We start from the raw sequence: 20013 nt of genomic DNA on the forward strand, positions 1-20013 counted from the left end.
AGCTGAGGTGGTAACAGGAGGTGCTTCAGCTGATGTTGTCGATGAAGTCGAACAGCTCCCTGTCGTCCGCGGTGTCGAGATCGTCGGCGCCACCGTCGCGCCCCGGGCCGGGCGGGGCCTTCGAACCGGAGGCGGCGGTGTCGCCGCCTTCGAGTTCACGCAACAGCGCGGTCAGCCTCCCGGCGATATCCGCCCGCTCCCCGGCCGACAGCTCGGCCGCGGCACACTCGCGTGCCAGCGAATCGAGCTCGGCCGCAATACGTTCCGCCGGATCATCGGCGGGGACGAGCTCGCGGCGCAGGTGAGCGGCGAGCGCTTCCGGGGTGGGATGGTCGAACATCGCGGTGGCGGACAACTGCACGCCGGCAGCCGATTTCAGCCGGTTGCGGAACTCCATCACGCCGAGCGAGTCGAATCCGATGTCACTGAACGGCTTGTCCGGAGGGGTCGCCGCCGCACTGCTGTGTCCCAGCACGGCCGCGGCCTCGGCCCGGATCACGCCGAGGAGCACGCGTTCCTGTTCCTCGGCCGGGCGATCGAGCAGCCGGGCAGCCAGCGACGAGGTCTGTTCGCTCGCCGCCGACTCGTTCGTCACGGTGATCACCCGCCGGCCCGGTGGTCGCGACAGGTCGCGCATGACCGGCCGCACCGCATCGGGGTGCCCCTCGCCGAGCGCGGCGCGGTCGATCCGGGCCGCCACGAACGTCGCACGCCCGCCGGCCAGTGCCGCGTCGAACAGTTCCATCCCGTGTTCGTCGCCGAGCGGCAGCAGCCCCGCACGCCGCAGGCGGGCGAGATCGGCCGCGCCGAGCGCGCTGGTCATGCCACCGCTCTGTTCCCAGGGGCCCCACACCACCGAGGTCGCGGGCAGGCCGCCGAGTCGCCGGTGTTGTGCCAGCGCGTCGAGGAAGGCGTTGGCGGCCGCGTAGTTCGCTTGGCCCGGATTGCCGATCACGCCCGAGATCGAGGAGTACAGCACGAACGCCGACAGCTCCAGGTCCTTCGTCGCCTCGTGCAGGTTCCAGGCCGCGTGCACCTTGGGCCGCAACACCGTCTCGAACTGCTCCGGTGTCATGGTGGCGAGCAGCCCATCCGACAGCACACCCGCCGCGTGGACGACGGCGGTCAGCGGATGCCCGGCCGGTATCGCCGCCAGCACGGCGTCCAGCGCGGCCCGGTCGGCGGCGTCGCACGCGACCACCCGCACCTGCGCACCGAGCGCGGTCAGCTCGGCGGCGAGCTCGGCCGCGCCGGGCGCGTCCGGGCCCCGCCTACCGGCCAGCACCAGTCTGCGCACACCGTGCGCGGTGATCAGGTGCCGTGCGGCCACCGCGCCCAATCCACCGGTGCCGCCGGTGATCAGGACGGTGCCCTCGGGCCGAGGCGGCGCCGGCAGGGTGAGCACGTTCTTACCGATGTGCCGGGCCTGGCTCAGGTACCGGTAGGCGTCCGGCGCCTGACGCAGATCCCACGCGGTGACCGGATACGGCGACAGGGCTCCGGCCTCGAAGAGCTCGACCAGCGCGGTCAGGATCTGGTGCAGCCGATCCGGGCCCGCCTCCATCAGCATGAAGCTGCGGTAATCCACACCCGGATGCGCGGCGGCCACCTCGTGCGGGTCACGCCGGTCCAGCATGCCCATCTCGACGAACCGTCCGCCGCGCGGCAGCAGTCGCAACGACGCGTCCACGAATTCGCCGGCCAGCGAATCCAGGACGATGTCCACCCCGCGACCGCCGGTGACGTCGAGGAACTTCCGCTCGAAATCCAGCGTGCGCGAGTCGCCGATCTCGGTGTCGGTGAAGCCCAGCTCGCGCAGCACAGGCCACTTCGGCTCGCTGGCGGTGACCAGCGATCGCAGGCCCAGGTGCCGCGCGAGCTGCACGGCCGCGAGACCGACACCACCGGTCGCCGCGTGCAGCAGCAGCGTCTCGCCGGGCCGCGCCGCGGCCAGATCGACCAGGCCGTAATAGGCGGTCGCGTAGACGATCGGAATCGCCGCGGCCTGGGTGAACGACCAGCCGTCCGGCATCGGCGCGAGCAGTCGCCGATCCACCACCGCGATCGATCCGACACCCGGTATCAACCCGAAAACCCTTTGACCACAGGCGAATTCGGTCACATCCGGTGCGACCTCCAGGACGACGCCGGCTCCCTCACCGCCGGGCCGGGCCCGCGCGTCGGGGTAGGTGCCCAGCGCCATCAGCACATCCCGGAAATTCAGGCCGACCGCCCGCATACTCACCCGGACCTGGCCCGGCGCCAGGGGTTGCGAGGCATCCGGGTCCGCTTCGAGGGCGAAGTTGTCCGCGGTCAGTGTGCCCTTGCCGCGCAGCGTCAGCGCCCACCCCACGGTATCGCGGGAGGTCAGCGTGAGGGCGTTCGAATCAGCACTGTTCAGGCGCGGCACCCAGGCCTGCCCGTGCCGCACGGCCAGCTGCGGCTCATCGCTTGTCACCAGCGCTCGGAGGACGGGCCGATAGTCTGCCCAGTCCTCGACGTCGAGGAGGATGATCCGGTCCGGATTCTCGCTCTGCGCGGTACGCAGCAGACCCCACACCGCCGCGGTGCGCAGATCCACGGGTTCGTGCGGATGCACCGCGACCGCGCGCCGCGTCACCACGACGAGGAGCCGGTCCTCGGACACCAGCAGCCGCAGTCGTGCCACGAGTGCGGCGAGCACGTCCGTCGCCACCGAGGGGAGATCGCCGTCGACCACCTCGGAGCCGGTGCGCGACAGCTCATCCCACAGCCGGGCGTCGATCCGCACCACCGTCGCGTCCCGCCCCGCGACGGTCACGGTCTCCTCGCCGTCGGGGAACCCGGACGCGGGCAGGTCGCGATGACCGGCGTGACTACCGCCGAAATCGTGCGCGAGAGCTGTGCCCTGTCCCTGTCGCGTGCTTTCGTCCGCGTGCCCGGCAGGCTCGGGCAGTGCGATCCAGTTCAGCTCGTAGCCGATGCCGTCTCCGCGCCGGGGCGCCGAGCGCAGCGCGCCGGGCGGCAGGGGCCGCAACGTCAGTGCCTCGATATCGGCCACCGCAGTGCCCGCCGAATCGGCGAGGCGCACGGTGACCCGCACCCCACCCGGGCCGGAGCCGGTGACGGCGGCACGGACACGCACCGTTGTCGCGCCGGTCGCGTACAGCGCGATGTTCTCCCAGGAGAACGGGACCGCGACCGCATCGGCGGGGACCAGCCCGCCGACCAGAATCGCGTGCAGCGCGGCATCCAGCAGTGCCGGGTGCACACCGAATTTCGCGGCCTCCGACCGGGTCTGCTCCGGCAGCGCGACCTCGGCGAACACCTCACCGTCGCGTGCCCACAGGGCGGTGAGCCCGCGGAACGCCGGTCCGTACTCGTAGCCCCGCTCGGCCAGTTCGGCGTAGGCGTGCTCGATCGCAATCGCCGTCGCGTCCGCGGGCGGCGGGCTCAGCGGGCCGGAATCTCCCGGAGCCGTGTCCGGTTCGGCCGTCACCGTCGCGTTCGCGTGTCGAATCCACTGTGCCGCGTCGCCGCTCGCCGGGTCGGCGGTCTCGCCGACGGGCCGCGAGTACACCGCTATCGTTCGGGCGCCGGCGGCATCCGGTCCCCCGGCGACCACCCGCACATCGACGGACCCGGTATCCGGCAGCGGCAGCGGGGCCTCGATCACCAGTTCCGCCAGTCGTGGGCAGTCCACCATGACTCCCACGTGCAGGGCCAGCTCCACGAGAGCGGCTCCGGGGAGCAGCACCACGCCGGTGACGGCATGGTCGGCCAGCCAGGGCTGCGCGGCCCGCGACAGCCGGCCGGTGAACACCACTTCCTCGGAATCCGGGAGCCGCACCATCGCGCTCAACAGCGGATGGCCCGCATCGTCGAGGCCCGACTCCCACAGATCCGGCGTGCCGACCGGCCGCGCCCAATAGCGGCGATGTTGGAAGGCGTAGGTGGGCAACGTCGTTCGATGAGTGGAGCGGCCCGCGTACAGCGGCGACCAATCCACCCCGATACCGACGACAGCGGCCTGTGCCAGCGCGGATACGAACTGTGCCGATTCGTCACCCGAGCGCCGCGCGGTCGCGATCACGATCGACTTGGCTTCCACGGCCGGGGTCTCGGCCAGACATTGCCGAGTCGTGGCGGCCAGCACCGCATCCGGCCCGATCTCCACGAATCGCCGCGCGCCCGATTCGATCAGGGTCTCGATGCCCGGCGCGAACCGGACGCATCCCCGCACCTGCCGGACCCAGTACTCCGGATCGGTCATCTCGGCCGCGACCGGAGCCGCCGACAGGTTCGACACGATCGGCAACAGCGGTTCCCGATACGTCACCCCCTGTGCGACAGCGCGGAACTCGTCGAGCATGGGCTCCATCAGCACCGAGTGGAAGGCGTGACTGACCCGCAGCCGGGAGGTCCGCACCGCCTGTCCGGCGAGCCGGTCACCGATCTCGTCCAGCGCGGACGCGAGTCCGGACAGCACCACCGACGAGGGCCCGTTCACCGCCGCCAGCGACACCCGGTCGCCGTAGTCGCCGAGCACCCGCACCGCCTCGGCCTCGGGTATCGCGGCCGCGAGCATCGCGCCCCCTTCGGGCAGCGCGCCCATCAGCCGGCCGCGGGCCGCTACCAGCGCGCACGCGTCCGGCAGCGACCACACCCCGGCCAGATACGCCGCCGCGAGCTCGCCGATCGAATGCCCGATCAGCAGATCCGGTGTGACACCGAACGATTCGAGCAAACGGAACAGCGCCACCTCGAACGCGAACAACGCCGGTTGGGTGAACTCGGTCCGATCCAGCACGCCGTCGGCGCCGGCGAACATCAGCTCCTTCGAGCTCGCCGTGGAGTAATGGGTCTCCAACAGCGGATCGAGCTCCGCGCACACCTCGTCCAGCGCCGCGGCGAACACCGGGAACGCCGCGTACAGGCCCGCACCCATCCCCGCCCGCTGCGCGCCCTGACCGGTGAACAGGAACGCCGTCTTCCCCTGCCCCGCCGTCCCCTCGATGGTGCCCGGCGCACCCGCGGCCACCTCTGCCAGACCCGCGAGCAATTCGTCCCGATCCCGGCCGACGACGACGGCCCGGCGGTCGAGCAGTGCGCGCGTATCCGTCAGCGACCGTGCCACCGACCAGATGTCGGCCTCCGGGTGGTCGGCCACCCACGCCCGCAACCGCTCCGCCTGGGCCCGCAGGCCCTCTGCCGACCGGGCCGATACCGTCCACGGCACGGCGGCCACGTCGGCATCCCGCCCGGTCGGCCCCGGTTCCGGCACCGAAACCGGGTGGGCGGGAGCCTCTTCGAGGATCACGTGCGCATTGGTGCCGCTGATCCCGAACGCCGACACACCGGCCCGGCGTGGCCGGTCGCCGACCGGCCACGCCCGCGCTTCGGTCAGCACCCGCACCGAGCCCGCCGACCAATCCACGTGCGGCGACAAGGATTCCACGTGCAGGGTCGACGGCAGCGTCTCGTGCCGCAGCGCCTGCACCATCTTGATCACACCGCCGACACCCGCGGCCGCCTGCGTATGACCGATGTTCGACTTGAGCGAACCGAGCTGTAGCGGTTCACCCGCGCGGTCGCGCCCGTAGGTGGCGATCAGCGCCTGCGCCTCGATCGGGTCGCCCAAGGCCGTTCCCGTTCCGTGCGCCTCGACCGCGTCCACATCCTCCGGTCGCACACCGGCATTCGTCAGCGCCGACTCGATCACCCGCTGTTGTGCGGGTCCGTTCGGCGCCGTCAGGCCATTGCTGGCGCCGTCGGAATTGACGGCGGTGCCACGCACCACCGCCAGCACGTCGTGCCCGAGGCGGCGCGCGTCCGACAGCCGTTCCACCACCAGCACCGCGGCGCCCTCGGACCAGGCGACGCCGTCGGCCGCGGCCGAGAACGATTTGCACCGGCCGTCGCGGGCCAGGCCGCGCTGGCGCGAAAACTCCTGGAACACCATCGGGGTCGCCATCACCGTCGCACCACCGACGAGCGCCAGCGAGCTCTCCCCCCGGCGCAGCGCCTGGCAGGCCAGATGCAGCGCCACCAGCGACGACGAACACGCGGTGTCCACGGTCATCGCGGGTCCTTCCAGACCCAGCGCGTAGGCCACCCGACCGGATGCCACACTGCCCAGGCCACCGGTGAGGACATACCCTTCGACCTCGGGCCCGGCCTTACCCGTCACCGCCTCGTAGTCCTGATACATGACACCCGTGTAGACGCCGGTGTCGGTCCCGCGCAGGGATGTCGGATCGATTCCGGTGCGCTCGAGCGCTTCCCACGACACCTCCAGCAGCAACCGCTGCTGCGGGTCCATCGCCGCCGCCTCGCGTGGACCGATCCCGAAGAAGGCGGGATCGAAATCCCCCGCGTCGTAGAGGAATCCGCCACGCCGGGTGTAGACGGTGCCCGGCCTATCCGGATCCGGATCGAACAGCCGCCGCAGATTCCAGCCACGATCCGACGGGAAATCGCCGGTCGCGTCCCCACCGGAAGCGACCAGATCCCACAGCGCATCCGGTGATTCGACGCCGCCGGGATACCGGCAGGCCATACCGACGATCGCGATGGGTTCGTCCACGTGGGTGCGGTGCGGCACCCGCGCCGGCCCGGTAGCGGAATTCGCGCCCTCGATGGTGGCCCGCAGCAGGGTGGCGACAGCGGTGGCGGTGGGATGGTCGAAGACCAGGGTGGACGGCAGCCGCACACCGGTGGCCTGCGACAGCCGGTTGCGGAATTCGACCCCGCCGAGCGAGTCGAATCCCAGTGCGTCGAAGCGCTCGCCGGGGCCGATGTCCGCGGCGGAGCCGTGTCCGAGCACCGCTGCCGCGTGCTCCCGGACCAGGTCGAGCACCACCTCGGCGCGCCGGGCCTCCGGCACTCGGCTCAGCCGGACGCTCAGCGAATTCGACGGTGCCGCGGCGCGGTTCGCGACGCGGGGCAGGAAATCGCGCAGTATCGCGGGTACCGAGCCGTTGCTCGCCTGGCGGCGCAACTCGGCCGGATCGAAGCGCAGGGCCGCCGAGTGCGCCGCGCCGTGATCGAGCGCCGCATCGAACAGTCGCAGACCGTCGTCGTGCCCCAGGGAGTACAGGCCGAGCCTTTCCCAGCGGGCGACGGCGCTGCGATCCAGGCCACCGGTCATACCGCTCGCCGAGCTCCAAGGCCCCCACGCCACCGAGGTCGCGGGCAGTCCGTCGGCCCGGCGGCGTTGCGCGAGAGCGTCGAGGAACGCGTTGGCGGCCGCGTAGTTACCCTGTCCCGCCGATCCGATCGTCGCCGCGACCGACGAGAACAGTACGAAGGCCGACAGCTCACGATCACGGGTGAGTTCGTGCAGATGGCCCGCGGCCTCCGCCTTCGCACCGAACACGCGCCGCAGTTGCCCGGCGGTGAGGCCCGCGATCGTGCTGTCGTCGAGCACACCCGCCGCGTGGACGATACCGGTCAGCGGACGATCGGCCGGTATCGATTCGAGCAGCCCGCGCAGCGCTTCCCGATCGCCGACATCGCAGGCCGACACCCGCACCACAGCACCGGATTCCGACAGTTCCGACACCAGTTCGGCCGCGCCCTCGGCGGCTTCGCCACGCCGCGACACCAGCAGCAGATGACGAACGCCGTGCGCGGTGACCAGATGCCGGGCCACCAGCGCGCCGAGGCCGCCGGTTCCACCGGTTATCAGGACGGTGCCCGCGCCGAAGGATCGGCCCGGCGTGCCGGACGGGCGAGACGAACCGTCGGCGCGGGACTTCACCAGCCGCGGCACGAGCAATGCTCCGGCGCGCGCCGCCGCCTGCGATTCACCCGTCGCGATCACCGCGCCGGCCAGCGCCGGAACATCCTCGTGCCCACCGACGGCGGGATCGGTGTCGACGAGCACGAACCGGTCCGGATATTCGGATTGCGCGCTGCGCAGCAGGCCCCGGACGGCCGCCGCGGCGAGATCCGGCGTCTCGTCCGGGAGCGCGGCGCCGTTCGCGGTCATCACGACCAGCCGGCTGTCGGCGAGGCGATCCTCGGCCAGCCACGCCCGCACCGTCGCCAGAGCCGTTTCCAGCAGACCACGCACGACCACCGGATCTCCGGCACCGATCTCCGGCCGCCAGATCACCGCATCCGGAATCCGCTGTGCCGCAGCGAGTTCGGCAGGATTCGCACCGTGGGCATCGATCCCGGCGATCGGCTCCGAGCCGAGGACCGACATCGCGAGTGCGGGCGCACTCGGCGCCTGCACCGGCGTCCAGCGCACCTCGTAGAGGTCCGCGGCATCCTGGGCCGGCGTGCGGCGCAACCGCGTCACGTCGTAGGGCCGCATCACGACCGCGTCGACGGACACCACGGGATCACCCGAACCGACCACGGCCGCCACGGAGATCGTCTCCGGCCCACTCCGGGTGGCGATGACTCGCAGGGTCGTCGCGGCCCGGGCAGGCGGCCGGTACAGTCGAGCGCCGCCCCAGCGGAACAGCAGTCTGCCGAAGTCCGGATCGGGGTCCTGATCACGCCAGAGCAGTTCGGCCAGCCCGGCGTGCAGTACCTGGTCGAGCAGGGCCGGATGCAGGTCGTACCGCTCCGGTTCGGGCGCGGCCGAGGTATCCAGGGTGATCTCGGCGAAGACCGTATCGCCCCGCCGCCAGGCCGCGTCGACACCGATCAGCGCGGGTCCGTATTCGAGTCCGGATACGCGCGCGATCCGCTCGGGAATCTCCGCGGGGTCCAGGTTTTCGGCGTCGCGCGGCGGCCAGGCTTCCTCGCGCAGCCGGTCCAGCAGCGCGTCGTCGCCGTCCCACGAGGGCGCCAGGACACCACTGGCGTTGCGCACCCACTCGCCCGCCCGACGGAAGTGGAAGCCGAACTGTCGCCGCCCGGCCGGATCCGGCTCCCCCACCGACACCTGGAGATCGACCTCGTCGCCCTCCGACGGCGCCACCGGAGCCTCCAGCGTCAGCTCCTCGACGACGCCGCAATCGATGCGGGCCCCCGCGGCGAGCAGGAATTCGACCAGGGCCGCGCTCGGCAGCACCACCGTGCCGTAGGTCCGGTGGTCGGCGACCCACGGTTCGGTCGACAGCGAGAACCGGCCGGTGAACACGAACTCGTCGGTACCGGCCACCGGCACCACACCGGTGAGCAACGGATGTCCGGCGGCGGCGCCTTCGGGACGCGGCGGCAGCCAGAAGCGTTGGCGCCGGAACGCGTAGGTGGGCAACGGGACTCGCCGCATCGCCCGGCGCCCGATCAGAGGTGCCCAGTCCACTCGCACCCCCGAGGCGTGGGCGCGCGCCAGTGCGGACGAGAACTGCCGAAGCTCATCGTGATCCCGGCGCCCGGCCGCGGTCACCACCGCGTCCGCGGCCACCTCCGGCGGAAGCGTCTGCCGGGTCATCGCCGCCAGCACCGCGTCGGGCCCCACCTCGAGGAACCGCCGCACTCCCGAGGCGACCAGCGTCTCGATCCCGGGTGCGAACCGCACCGCGGCCCGGACCTGCCGAACCCAGTAGGCGGGGTCGGCCATCTCGTCCCCGCCGAGCCGACCGGAGATGGTGGATACCACCGGCAGCCGAAGCCGGTGGTAGGTCACATCCCGTGCGACGGTTTCGAATTCGGCCAGCATCGGCGCCATTCGATGCGAGTGGAAGGCGTGGCTGACCCGCAACCGTGACGTCTTCGCGCCACGCTCGGCGAACCGCGCCTCGACCTCGGCCACCGCGTCCTCGTCCCCCGAGACCACCAGGGCCGCGGGCGCATTCACCGCGGCGACCGACACCCGTCCCGGTAACCGGTCGACAACCGCGCGCACCTCGGTCTCGGACGCTCCGACGGCCAGCATCGCGCCGCCCTCGGGCAGCGCGCCCATGAGACGGCCTCGCGCTGCCACCAGCCGGCACGCGTCGCGCAGCGACCACAGACCCGCGACGTACGCCGCCGCGACCTCGCCGATCGAGTGACCGATCAGCACATCCGGGGTGACGCCGAACGACTCCAGCAGGCGATACAGCGCCACCTCGAAGGCGAACAACGCGGGCTGGGTGAACTCCGTCCGATCCAGCACGCCGGCGCCGTCGAACATCACCTCCCGCAGGGACGGCGCGGACGAGGGCCCGCCGGCCACCGGATCAGCGTGCCGCAGCTCCGAATCCAACCGGTCGCACACCGCGTCCAGCGCCTCGGCGAATACCGGGAACGCCACGTACAGTCCGGCGCCCATCCCGGCCCGCTGGGCGCCCTGACCGGTGAACAGGAAGGCCGTCTGCCCCGACGCGGCGACACCTTCGATCACATCGGGATCGGTTCCCCCGGCCGCGAGCAGCGCCAGCCGCGCGAGCACGTCGTCCCGATCGCGGCCGAACACCACACCGCGCGAATCCAGTTGCGCCCGCGACGTCGCCAGCGCATGGGCCGCATCCACGACATCGATCTCCGGCCGCTGGTACAGCCACTCCCGCAGCCGGGCGGCCTGTGCCCGCAGGCCCGCCTCGCCCCGGCCCGATACCACCAGTGGTACGACGGCCGTATTCGACTGTCCCGCAGCGTCTTCGAGATCCGCTGTCGGTGCGATCGGCGCTTCTTCGAGGATCACATGCGCATTGGTGCCACTGATTCCGAAGGACGACACACCCGCCCGGCGCACCCGATCCCCGGCCCGCCACGGCTCCGCTTCGGTCAGCAGACGCACCGCGCCCGCGGCCCAATCCACATGCGGCGACGGTGTTTCGGCGTGCAGCGTCCGCGGCAACCGCTGATGCCGCATGGCCTGCACCATCTTGATCACACCCGCTACCCCGGCAGCGGCCACGGTATGGCCGATATTCGACTTCAGCGAACCGATCCGCAGCGGTTCCCGGTCGCCGCGATCCTGTCCGTAGGCCCCGATCAAAGCCTGCGCCTCGATCGGATCGCCCAGTGCCGTGCCGGTCCCGTGCGCCTCCACGGCATCCACATCGGCGGCCGTGATCCCCGCGTCGGCGAGGGCCTGCGCGATCACCCGTTCCTGCGACGGACCGTTCGGCGCGCTCAGGCCGTTACTCGCCCCGTCCTGATTCACCGCGCTACCGCGAATCACGGCCAGAACGTCGTGGCCGAGCCGCCGCGCGTCCGAGAGCCGCTCGAGCACGAGCACACCCGAGCCCTCCGACCACGCCACCCCGTCGGCGGCGGCGGAGAACGCCTTACAGCGGCCATCCGGCGCCAGGCCGCGCTGCCGGGCGAAGTCCACGAACAGCTCCGGACCGGCCGCGATGGTCACGCCACCGGCCAGTACCAGCGAGCTGTCACCGTGTTGCAGCGCCCGGCACGCGAGGTGTACCGCGACCAGTGACGAGGAGCACGCCGTATCCACCGTCACCGCCGGGCCTTCCAGCCCGAACACGTACGCGATGCGGCCCGAGACGACACTGTGCGAGGTACCGGTCAGCCGGTAGCCCTCGAGGTCGCCGGTGACCCGGTCGGAGTAGCCCGAGGCGCAGGCGCCGGTGAATACGCCGGTGTCGCTGCCCCGCAACGACATCGGATCGATCCCCGCGTCTTCCAGTGCCTCCCAGGAGGTCTCCAGCAGCAGCCGCTGCTGTGGATCCATCGCGAGCGCTTCGCGAGGACTGATGCCGAAGAAGCCGGGATCGAAATCGCCGGCACCGTCGAGAAATCCACCGTGTCGCGTGTAGACTGTGCCGGGTTTGCCGGGGTCCTCGTCGAACAGCCGGTCCAGATCCCAGCCGCGGTCGGCGGGGAACTCGCCGATCACGTCCCGGCCCGCGTGCATCAGCTCCCACAGGTCCTCGGCGGAGCGCACCCCTCCCGGGAATCGCGCGCCGATGCCGACGATGGCGATGGGGTCCTCGGTGCTCGCCCGCCGCGACACTCGACGCGCGGTTCGATGCGCACCGGTGACCCGCGCGCGCACCAGTGCCGCGACCGCGTTCGCGGTCGGATGGTCGAAGACGAGCGAGGCCGGCAACGGCAGACCGGTGGCCTGGAGCAGCCGGTTCCGCAACTCCACGCCACCGGCCGAATCGATGCCGAGCGCGGTGAACGGCAGATCGGGGTCGATCGATCGGGGCGAATCGTGGCCCAGTACCGCGGCGGCGTGCTCCCGGACCAGGTCGAGAACCACTGTCGCACGCAGGTATTCGGGGTAGGTCAGCAGTGTCCGGGCCAGCGGCCCGTCGGCCCGCCCGCCGTCCTCGGTCCCGTCGAGGCGGTCGGCGACGGCCGGTGCACCGGCGCGAGAGTCGCGGCGCTCGAAGGCGTACGGCGGCAGGTCGACCCGTGCGCCGCCGGCGCTCAACGCACCCGGATCCACCCGCACACCGGCGCAGTAGGCCTGTGCCAGCGATGCCAGGAACCGTTGCGGCCCGCCCTGGTCGCGTCGCAGCGATCCGACCACGGCCACATCCTCGGCCACCGCGGCGGACTCGATCCCCATCCCGAGCACCGGATGCGGGCTGACCTCGATGAATCCGCTGATGTCGTCCGCGATCAGCGCCGCGACCGCCTCGGCGAACCGAATCGGTTCGCGCTCGCCGCGATACCAGTACTCGGCGCCCAGTTCCGCCGTATCCAGTCGCCCGGCGACGACCGTCGACATGAACGGCACCGCCCCGGATCGTGGCCGGATCGGCGCCAGTTCAGCGAGCAGCCGGTCACGGATCCGCTCGATCGCCGGAGAATGGGAGGCGTAATCGATCGGGACCCTTCGGGTCCACACGCCGTCGCGGGAGCACTCCGCGAGGAATTCCGCCAGCGCGGCCACCGCACCGGACACCACACACTGCGCCGGTCCGTTCACCGCGGCCAGCGTCAGCCGATCCCCGTGGACCCGCAGCCGTTCCCGGACCGCATCCGCCCCGAGTCCGATCGCGGCCATACCCCCGTGTCCCGCCAGCTCATCGGCCAGCGCCCGCGACCGCAGCGCCACCACCCGCGCCGCATCCGGCAGCGACAGCCCACCGGCGATGTGGGCGGCGGCGATCTCGCCGTGGGAGTGGCCGATCACCACGTCCGGCTCCACACCGGCCGCTTGCCACATCCGGGCCAGGGAAACCATCACCGCGAACAGCGCCGGCTGCACCACATCCACGCGATCCAGCGCGGGCGCACCCGATTCGCGGCGCAGCACCGCCGTCAGTGACCAGTCCACATAGGGCGCCAGCGCGACTTGACAGTCCGCGATCGACTCCGCGAACACCCCGCCCGAATCCAGTAGCCCGAGGGCCATTCCTTCCCACTGGGTGCCGTTGCCCGGGAAGACGAACGCGACCCGCCGCTGCCCGGCCCGCCCGAGGACCGGCTCGATCGCCACCGCGGGGGCGACCGGGTCGGCGAGGGCGGCCAGACCGGCCAGCAACTCCTCTCGATCCCGCCCGGCGACACCGCCACGCCATTCGAGCTGAGCTCGGGTGGTCAGCAGTGCGTGCGCCACGTCGCCCACCGCATGCTCCGGATGCCGCAGCAGCCACTCCCGCAGCCGGGCCGCCTGCGCGCGCACGCCCTCCTCGCTGCGGGCCGACAGCACCCACGCCACCGGACCGGTCGCGCCGGTGACCGCGGCGGATACGGGGGCAGGCGGCTGCTCCACGATCACATGGACAGCCGATCCGTCCGTTCCGAACGACGACACACCTGCCCTGCGAATGTCGGCGGCGGGCCAGGTCCCGCCCTCGGTGACAGCGCGTAAACCACCCCGATCGACGAGCGGAGTCGGCGACTCGAGGTTCGGTCCGGGCGCCAATTCGGCACGGGCCAGGCACAGCACGGTCTTGATGAGACCCGCGATGCCCGACGCGTCTTCCAGATGCCCGATATTCCACGCCACCGATCCGACCGCCAACGGCGCGTCCTGCGCGCGATCCGGGCCGTAGCCCTCACCGAGCGCGGCCGCGCCGACCGGATCATCGGCAGGCGTTCCGGCGCCGGGCGATTCGACATACTGCACCGAGTACGGCTCGACACCCGCCGCGGTCAGCGCCGCGCGGATCACCGCCGCCCGCGCGCTGGGCCCGTCGAGCTCGTGGCCGGCGTCGACCGCACTGCCGCGGATCACCGCGTGTATGCGATCCCCGTCCTCGACCGCACGTTCCAGTGGTTTCAGCACCACCACGCCGCCGCCTTCGCCGCGCACGAGCCCGGGCTCGCTGCCGGTGGGCGACAGAATCAGGTTCAGGCCGCCGGCCAGCGCCAGCTCACTGTCACCATCGCGCAGGCTCGCACACGCCAGATGTACCGCGGCCAGCGACGACACCCGGGACCCACCGACCGGGATGCTCGGTCCGGTGAAACCGAAGTAGTTCGAGACGCGATGCGCGGCGGAATCCGTTCCGGCGCCGCTGAAGAACACACCACACCGCCGGGCTTCGCGCGCGGCGGTGGCCAGGCCCGCATTCTCGAGGGCGTGCCAGCTCAGCTCCAGTGCGAGCAGCTGTCGCGGGTCGATCCGCGCGCGCCTCGCCCGGTGGGATACCGAAGAACTCCGCGTCGAGATCGTCCGGCGAGTCGATGAATCCCGCCCGCTCGGTGATGTTCTCCCGCCCCGCGGGCGCGGGCGAGATCGCGGCACGCCCGTCCCGGAGCAACTGCCAGAAACTGTCCAGATCGGCGGCGCCCGGCATTCTGCAGGACATACCGACAACAGCAACGGCAAATGCCGATCCGGTCACCACTGACTACCCTTCGTCATGCACTAACTCGCGACCTCACCACACCGAATGTGGAATATGTACGTGGACGGCGAGTTCCGATCTTCTACCCCCGCCGGACGGTCACGAAACTCCGTATTTTCCGTCGATGCCGGGGACTGGCCCGAGGACCGCGCGGCCTCGATTCGGCGTTGTCGCCACGGCGCGAAAGTAATGACCTCGGCAGAGCGGGTGATTGCGAGCCGCCGAAGACGGAAGTGCTACAAGACATATGACGATGCTGAGACGCGCGCGACAGAAGGTACTGCCCGAACGCGGAGCGTACGTAACACCTACGACAGTGCGATGTGGGTTGACACAATGATCCCTTTCCGATTTTCGTATGACAGCACACAAGCCGTTGTTACCGCACAGTATTTGGCCGATCTCAGACTTGTCAACAATGGGAAGAGTGAGTTAACAACCCCACGTCAGGGTTGTATGACCGCCTCGATCCAGTCCGTTCGAAACTATGAAAATCTGAATTTTCCGATAAATTCGGACAAATGGAAAAAGCGGCTCCGGAATCTGTGATTCCGGAGCCGCTTTCGTAGTAGCGGGGACAGGATTTGAACCTGCGACCTCTGGGTTATGAGCCCAGCGAGCTACCGAGCTGCTCCACCCCGCGTCGGTAGACACAACACTACGCAACGACCCCGAAAAAACCAAAACGCGACGTCGTCGGCTCATGATGATCGCAACGATGGCCGTACCCACGGCAGCGCGCGAGACTGGCCCGCTGACCCTTACGAACGTCCATCCAATGCGCGAGCGCTATCGCGATCCCGCCCTGACCTCGCTGTCACGAACCAATGCGGTGATCGAACTGCAGCTGGCACATCGTTCCGTGCGCGCCTTTCTCGACGCACCGGTCGGCGACGAGGAATTGACCGCGATCGTCGCCGCCGCCCAGTCCGCGTCGACCTCGTCGAATCTGCAGGCGTGGAGCGTCGTGGCGGTGCGCGAACCGGCCCGGCGCGTCCGGCTGGCCACCCTCGCCGGTGATCAGGACTTCATTCGCCGTGCGCTGCTGCTGCTGGTGTGGCTGGCCGACCTCGGACGAATCGGCCGGGGTGAAGCCGCGTTTGCCGCAGCGCACCGTCCTGCATCGGGAGGTCTACGACCCCGCCGGCGACGACGCGATCGGCGAATACGACTCCCGCCTCGTCGAATACAACCGCGAGCACGGCCGGTCGTCGGGCTGGATCAGCGTCGTCCTCGGCCGCCTCCGCGATCGCGACAGCCTGAGGGGCCGCCACACACTTCGAGAACAGTTGCACCGGCGGGGATTACCGTCGCGGTGAGGACCCGTGGGCGCCTGCCGTGCTCGGAGCCGGCGTTCAGCGGCCGGCGGCGAAATCGGCGAGCCCGGCCGAAACCTGTTCGGGTTGCCCGTAGTTCTGGCGGGCGGCGGCGGTGAGCACGTCGATGTGGTTGTAACCGGGTAGTTCGGTCACCCGGTCGAGCGGATTTCCCGAGTCGGCGACGGCGATGCCGCCGCTGCCGCGGAAGGTGCGGATCGGATTGCGGTTCACCCCGTCGAGGTGAATGTGGTTGTGCGCGAACGACGGCGCCGTACCCTGTTGCAGATCGAGCGCGAGCCGGCTCGGGAAATACCATTCGGTGAAATCGAGCGGCGCTTCACACAGGCTGCTCGCGAGCTCGCCGATGGCGGTCACCTCGTTACCGGGCGCGGTATAGGGGGCGGCTTCGGGCGCCGACAGCGCCCCGATGTCGTCGTAGTCCGCCCACCGATAGACCGTATCCGGGTCGTACACGGCGGGCGAGACTTTCGGCGCGTCGCCGAACATGTTCATCGCCAGCGGGCTGTGCGCGATCGCGTCCGGCACCGGAAATGTCTTGGGCCCCACCGGCCCACCGGTGACGAATCCGACACTGGCCTGCAGGAATCCCAGCGGCTGCGAATTGTCGTCCAACAGTGCGCCGAGGACCGCCTCGTTGGTCGCGTACAGCCGCCGCACATCCGGGATTCCGGTCGCGAACATCGCGGGGTTCTGCGCCAGCAACGTCCGTAGCGTCCAGGTGATATTCGGATTGTCCGGCAGCCGATCGACCAGATCGTTCACACCGTCGGGCCGTAACCGCGCCGCCAGACCTGCCAGCGCCAGCAGACCGGTGGTCTCCGGATTGATCACCGCGGGTAGCCGCAGCACCGGCAACGCGGTATCCAGCTGCAGCGCACCGTCTTCCACCGGTCCGGCAAAGGGCGCGGGCAGGTCCGGGACCTGGATCCCACGCAGGCTCAGCCCGGCCGCGACGGTGGTGTCGAGCGCGAAATAGCCGGAACACTGGTTGTATCCGGCGTCATCGGTGGTGGCCGGATCACCGTCGAAATCCCACTCCGCGAAGTAGCCGGTGATGAACCCGCCCAGCGAGTGCCCGCCACAGAGCACCTTCTGCTTGCGCACGCGCTGATCCGGGAATTCGATTCGCAGGACCTCGTATTCGTCGCGCAGTGTGCGGGCCAGGCCTTGCGCCCGCAACCACTCCGTCGCCTGCCCCTCGGCATAGCCCGGGAATCGCCGGCCGTCGATCTGCGCGCCGTGGAAGTAGTAGTCCGTCGCGGTGTCGAACGACCCGGTCCGCAGCGCCGCCCGCACCCCGGTGTGATCCTCGAGACAGTTCGACCGCCGATCGAGCGCCCAGAACTCGATGTGCTCACCCCGTTCGGCGGCCTGTGACACCGTGTTGCGCGCAACGCTGTCGAACGCGCCGGCCCCTTCGAAGATGCCGGGCTGCGCGACCAGGACGCGGTCGGCATCACCCGAGGCAATCGGCCCGTCCGCGGAGCGCCAGCGCAGATAGGACAGCGTGTCGCAGGCCGCGGGATGGGGCGGGCCGTCCGGTGGCAGCGGTACCGTGAGGGTTACCACCGAGGAGACGACCGAGGCCACCGCGGACGACGTCGAGTAGACCGTCTCCGACCGGCCCGCCCCCTCGGCCGCGGCGACCGGGAACACGGCGGGCATGCTCGCGGCGAGCACCGCCAGTGGTATCACCAACGCGGACATTCCGTTTCGCCGAATCCGCATGTGCCCATCCCTTCGAGCCCGCTGTCGCGTCATCGAACCGCAACGCGCGTTCCGGACTCGGCCGTCGGGAGCACCGTCGGCACCGATCACGACAACACGTCTGTGATTGTATGAGAATCTCGCTCTCACCGTGCCGATCCCGCACATCGATCGCAGCGAGCTCGCGACGTCCCCCGCCGCCACGGGGTGCCCGGCGTCGGCGTGGCTGATCGAATCCACGCCCGCCCGGGGTGGCCGCGTCGTAGCGTGACCGGTTATGCGCGCTCTGGCTTTCTCCCTGTGGGCCTCGGTGGTGTTCGTGGTGATGGCCCTGGTCTGGGGCCTGGCCGCCGGATCGCAGATGATCGTCTTCGACGGCCTGTATTCACTCGTCAGCGTCGGCCTCTCGGCGATATCGGTGGCCGCGCATCGGATCGTGGCCAAGGGGCCCGACGCGTCGTATCCGTGGGGCCGGGAGACATGGGAGCCGGTCGCGATCGTGGTGAAGGCGACCGCCCTCGGCGGACTGTGCGTCTACGGATCGGTGAACGCCGTCCGCGAGATTCTGCACGGCGGCCGGGCGGTATCGGCCGTGTCGGCGCTGGTGTACGCGATCACGGCATCGCTCCTGAGTGTCGTGGTCGCGCTGGTCCTGCTCCGCGCCTCCCGATCCGGGTCGGGGCTGGTGCGGGCCGAAGCCGCCGAATGGGCCGGGGACGCGGCGTTGAGCCTGGTGACACTGGCCGGGTTCGCCGTGGCCGTCGCACTGGTCCGAGCCGGCAACGAGGTGGCGGCGCGCTATGTGGACCCGGCACTGGTGATCATCGTGTCGATGATCTACCTCTGGATCCCGGTCCGGCTGTTCCGCGGCGCGTTTCGGGAGATCCTCACCATGGCCGCTCCGGCCCCGGTGCTCTCGCAGGTGCAGCGGATCTGCGAGGACATCCGGGCGGAGTACGGATTCGACGAATCGCTGGTGCGCGCCGGCACCGTCGGCAGTCGGCTCGACCTCGAATTCGCCTTCGTCCTGGGCCCCGATACTCCGCACCGTGATGTCGGCTCCTTCGATGCCGTGCGCGCCGAGATCCAGCGGAGTCTGACCGCGGTGGGCTACCACCACTCGACATCGGTCGTGTTCACGGCACAGCGCCGCTGGGTCCAGTGGGACAACTGAGCACACACCGACTCCTGCCTGTGCGAAAAGCCCTATAGGTCTTGTCGTTTCACGGCCGCGGCGGTAGCCTTCGGCCGGTGTGGCCACTGGGGGGTGGATTCCGATGGTGGCCGAACAAACCAGGAGTAGGGGGACTCTGTGGAGATGGATGTGCCTGCGGTGCAGGCCATTTCAGGCGACCTGCGATGGTCGGCGAATCGAGTGAACGATGCCGCTCACAGGGTCGCGACCGCGACCGGCGGCTTCGACCGGGCCAGCGCGGGTCGCGACTACGGCACCCACGGCGATCGGATCGCAGCCGGGTTGGCGGGGATAAGCTCCCGGATGTTCATGTGGGCCAATTGCGTGAACGATACGGGTTCGGCTCTCGAGGTAGCGGCAACTGTGCACGGCCGGGTAGATGACGAATCCGCGACCGGATTCGGGTCGACACAGGGCGTGATCGCATGAGGCACAGCGATTCCGCCGCTACCGATATCGACCGAATACTGGATACCGGCCTGGAGGGTTTGAATTTCTTCGCGTCCTTCACTCCGAGATACAAGTCGTGGACCGGGGCTGTGCCGTCGGATGGCGATCCGGACGCGCTGGCCGGCAGGTACAACCAGCAGCGCGGTATGGATGTGAGCGCCCTCCGCGCCGTTGCCACGGCAATCGATCAGGAGCTGGTGGGAGACCTCGGCAGCCATATCGAGATTCAGCAGGCTCGGCTCGATGATCTGCCCGTGCGGTGGTCCGGTTCGTCCGGCGCTGACAACGCGGCTCAGTTGGTGCAGCGAATCAGCGAGCAGGTCGGCCGAGAGCACGGGAGTCTGTCCGACATCGCACGGACGATCTCGACAGCTGCCGATCAGCTGGAAAACATTGTGCGCACGAAGGCCGACGCCGTCCGCATCGATTTCTCCACCGATCTCGTCGCATCCAAGACCTGCGACGACATCGATCGGCTCATTTCCTACGCCCGCGGTGATTTCGATGGCTGTGCCGATCGTGATGAGCAGCGGGCGAAGGTACGTGACATTCTCACCGAGATCGGCACCGACGACGACCCGGCTGAATACGCCACCCGGTGGCTCGACAATGTATTCGTCCCCGCGATGGACGGTCGGGTAGCCGCATTCACCGCGCTGTCCGACGCCACGCACACTGC

The 20013-nt window shown here is 70.1% G+C and carries 5 protein-coding genes, 1 tRNA gene and 2 pseudogenes; 3 read left to right on the forward strand and 5 right to left on the reverse strand.

The window, feature by feature from the left end:
* Positions 1-25: 25 nt before the first annotated feature.
* From LKD76_RS24635 to LKD76_RS24645, 3 genes and pseudogenes are all read right to left on the reverse strand, one after another.
* A complete protein-coding gene (locus LKD76_RS24635; RefSeq protein ID WP_227983800.1) occupies positions 26-14320 on the reverse strand; it encodes a type I polyketide synthase in 14295 nt (4764 codons plus the stop codon).
* A gap of 109 nt (positions 14321-14429) precedes the next feature.
* A pseudogene (locus LKD76_RS32425) lies at positions 14430-14642 on the reverse strand (beta-ketoacyl synthase N-terminal-like domain-containing protein); the annotation flags it as partial.
* Positions 14643-15211: 569 nt separating this feature from the next.
* Positions 15212-15285: transfer RNA gene (locus tag LKD76_RS24645), tRNA-Met, on the reverse strand.
* Between the two features lie 135 nt (positions 15286-15420).
* On the opposite strand from LKD76_RS24645, the pseudogene LKD76_RS32210 reads away from it, so the two are divergent.
* Together LKD76_RS32210 and LKD76_RS32215 are read left to right on the forward strand one after the other, a co-directional pair.
* Positions 15421-15600, forward strand: a pseudogene (locus LKD76_RS32210) (nitroreductase family protein); the annotation flags it as partial.
* A gap of 142 nt (positions 15601-15742) precedes the next feature.
* Positions 15743-15961 (forward strand): hypothetical protein, encoded by a 219-nt coding sequence (locus LKD76_RS32215; RefSeq protein WP_308188804.1) that lies wholly within the window; start codon positions 15743-15745, stop codon positions 15959-15961.
* A gap of 36 nt (positions 15962-15997) precedes the next feature.
* On the opposite strand, the gene LKD76_RS24655 is transcribed toward LKD76_RS32215, so the two are convergent.
* Positions 15998-17710: a hypothetical protein gene (locus LKD76_RS24655; RefSeq protein WP_227983801.1), complete on the reverse strand. Its 1713-nt coding sequence runs from the start codon at positions 17708-17710 to the stop codon at positions 15998-16000.
* Between the two features lie 256 nt (positions 17711-17966).
* Between LKD76_RS24655 and LKD76_RS24660 the strand changes: the two genes are divergently transcribed.
* Positions 17967-18863, forward strand: a complete 897-nt coding sequence (locus LKD76_RS24660; protein ID WP_227983802.1) for a cation diffusion facilitator family transporter — start codon at positions 17967-17969, stop codon at positions 18861-18863.
* Between the two features lie 269 nt (positions 18864-19132).
* Here the strand turns inward: LKD76_RS24660 and LKD76_RS24665 are convergent, their stop codons facing one another.
* Positions 19133-20008: a hypothetical protein gene (locus tag LKD76_RS24665; RefSeq protein WP_227983803.1), complete on the reverse strand. Its 876-nt coding sequence runs from the start codon at positions 20006-20008 to the stop codon at positions 19133-19135.
* Positions 20009-20013: the final 5 nt, after the last annotated feature.

Source organism: Nocardia spumae, from assembly GCF_020733635.1.
In the GTDB taxonomy this organism is placed as follows: domain Bacteria; phylum Actinomycetota; class Actinomycetes; order Mycobacteriales; family Mycobacteriaceae; genus Nocardia; species Nocardia spumae.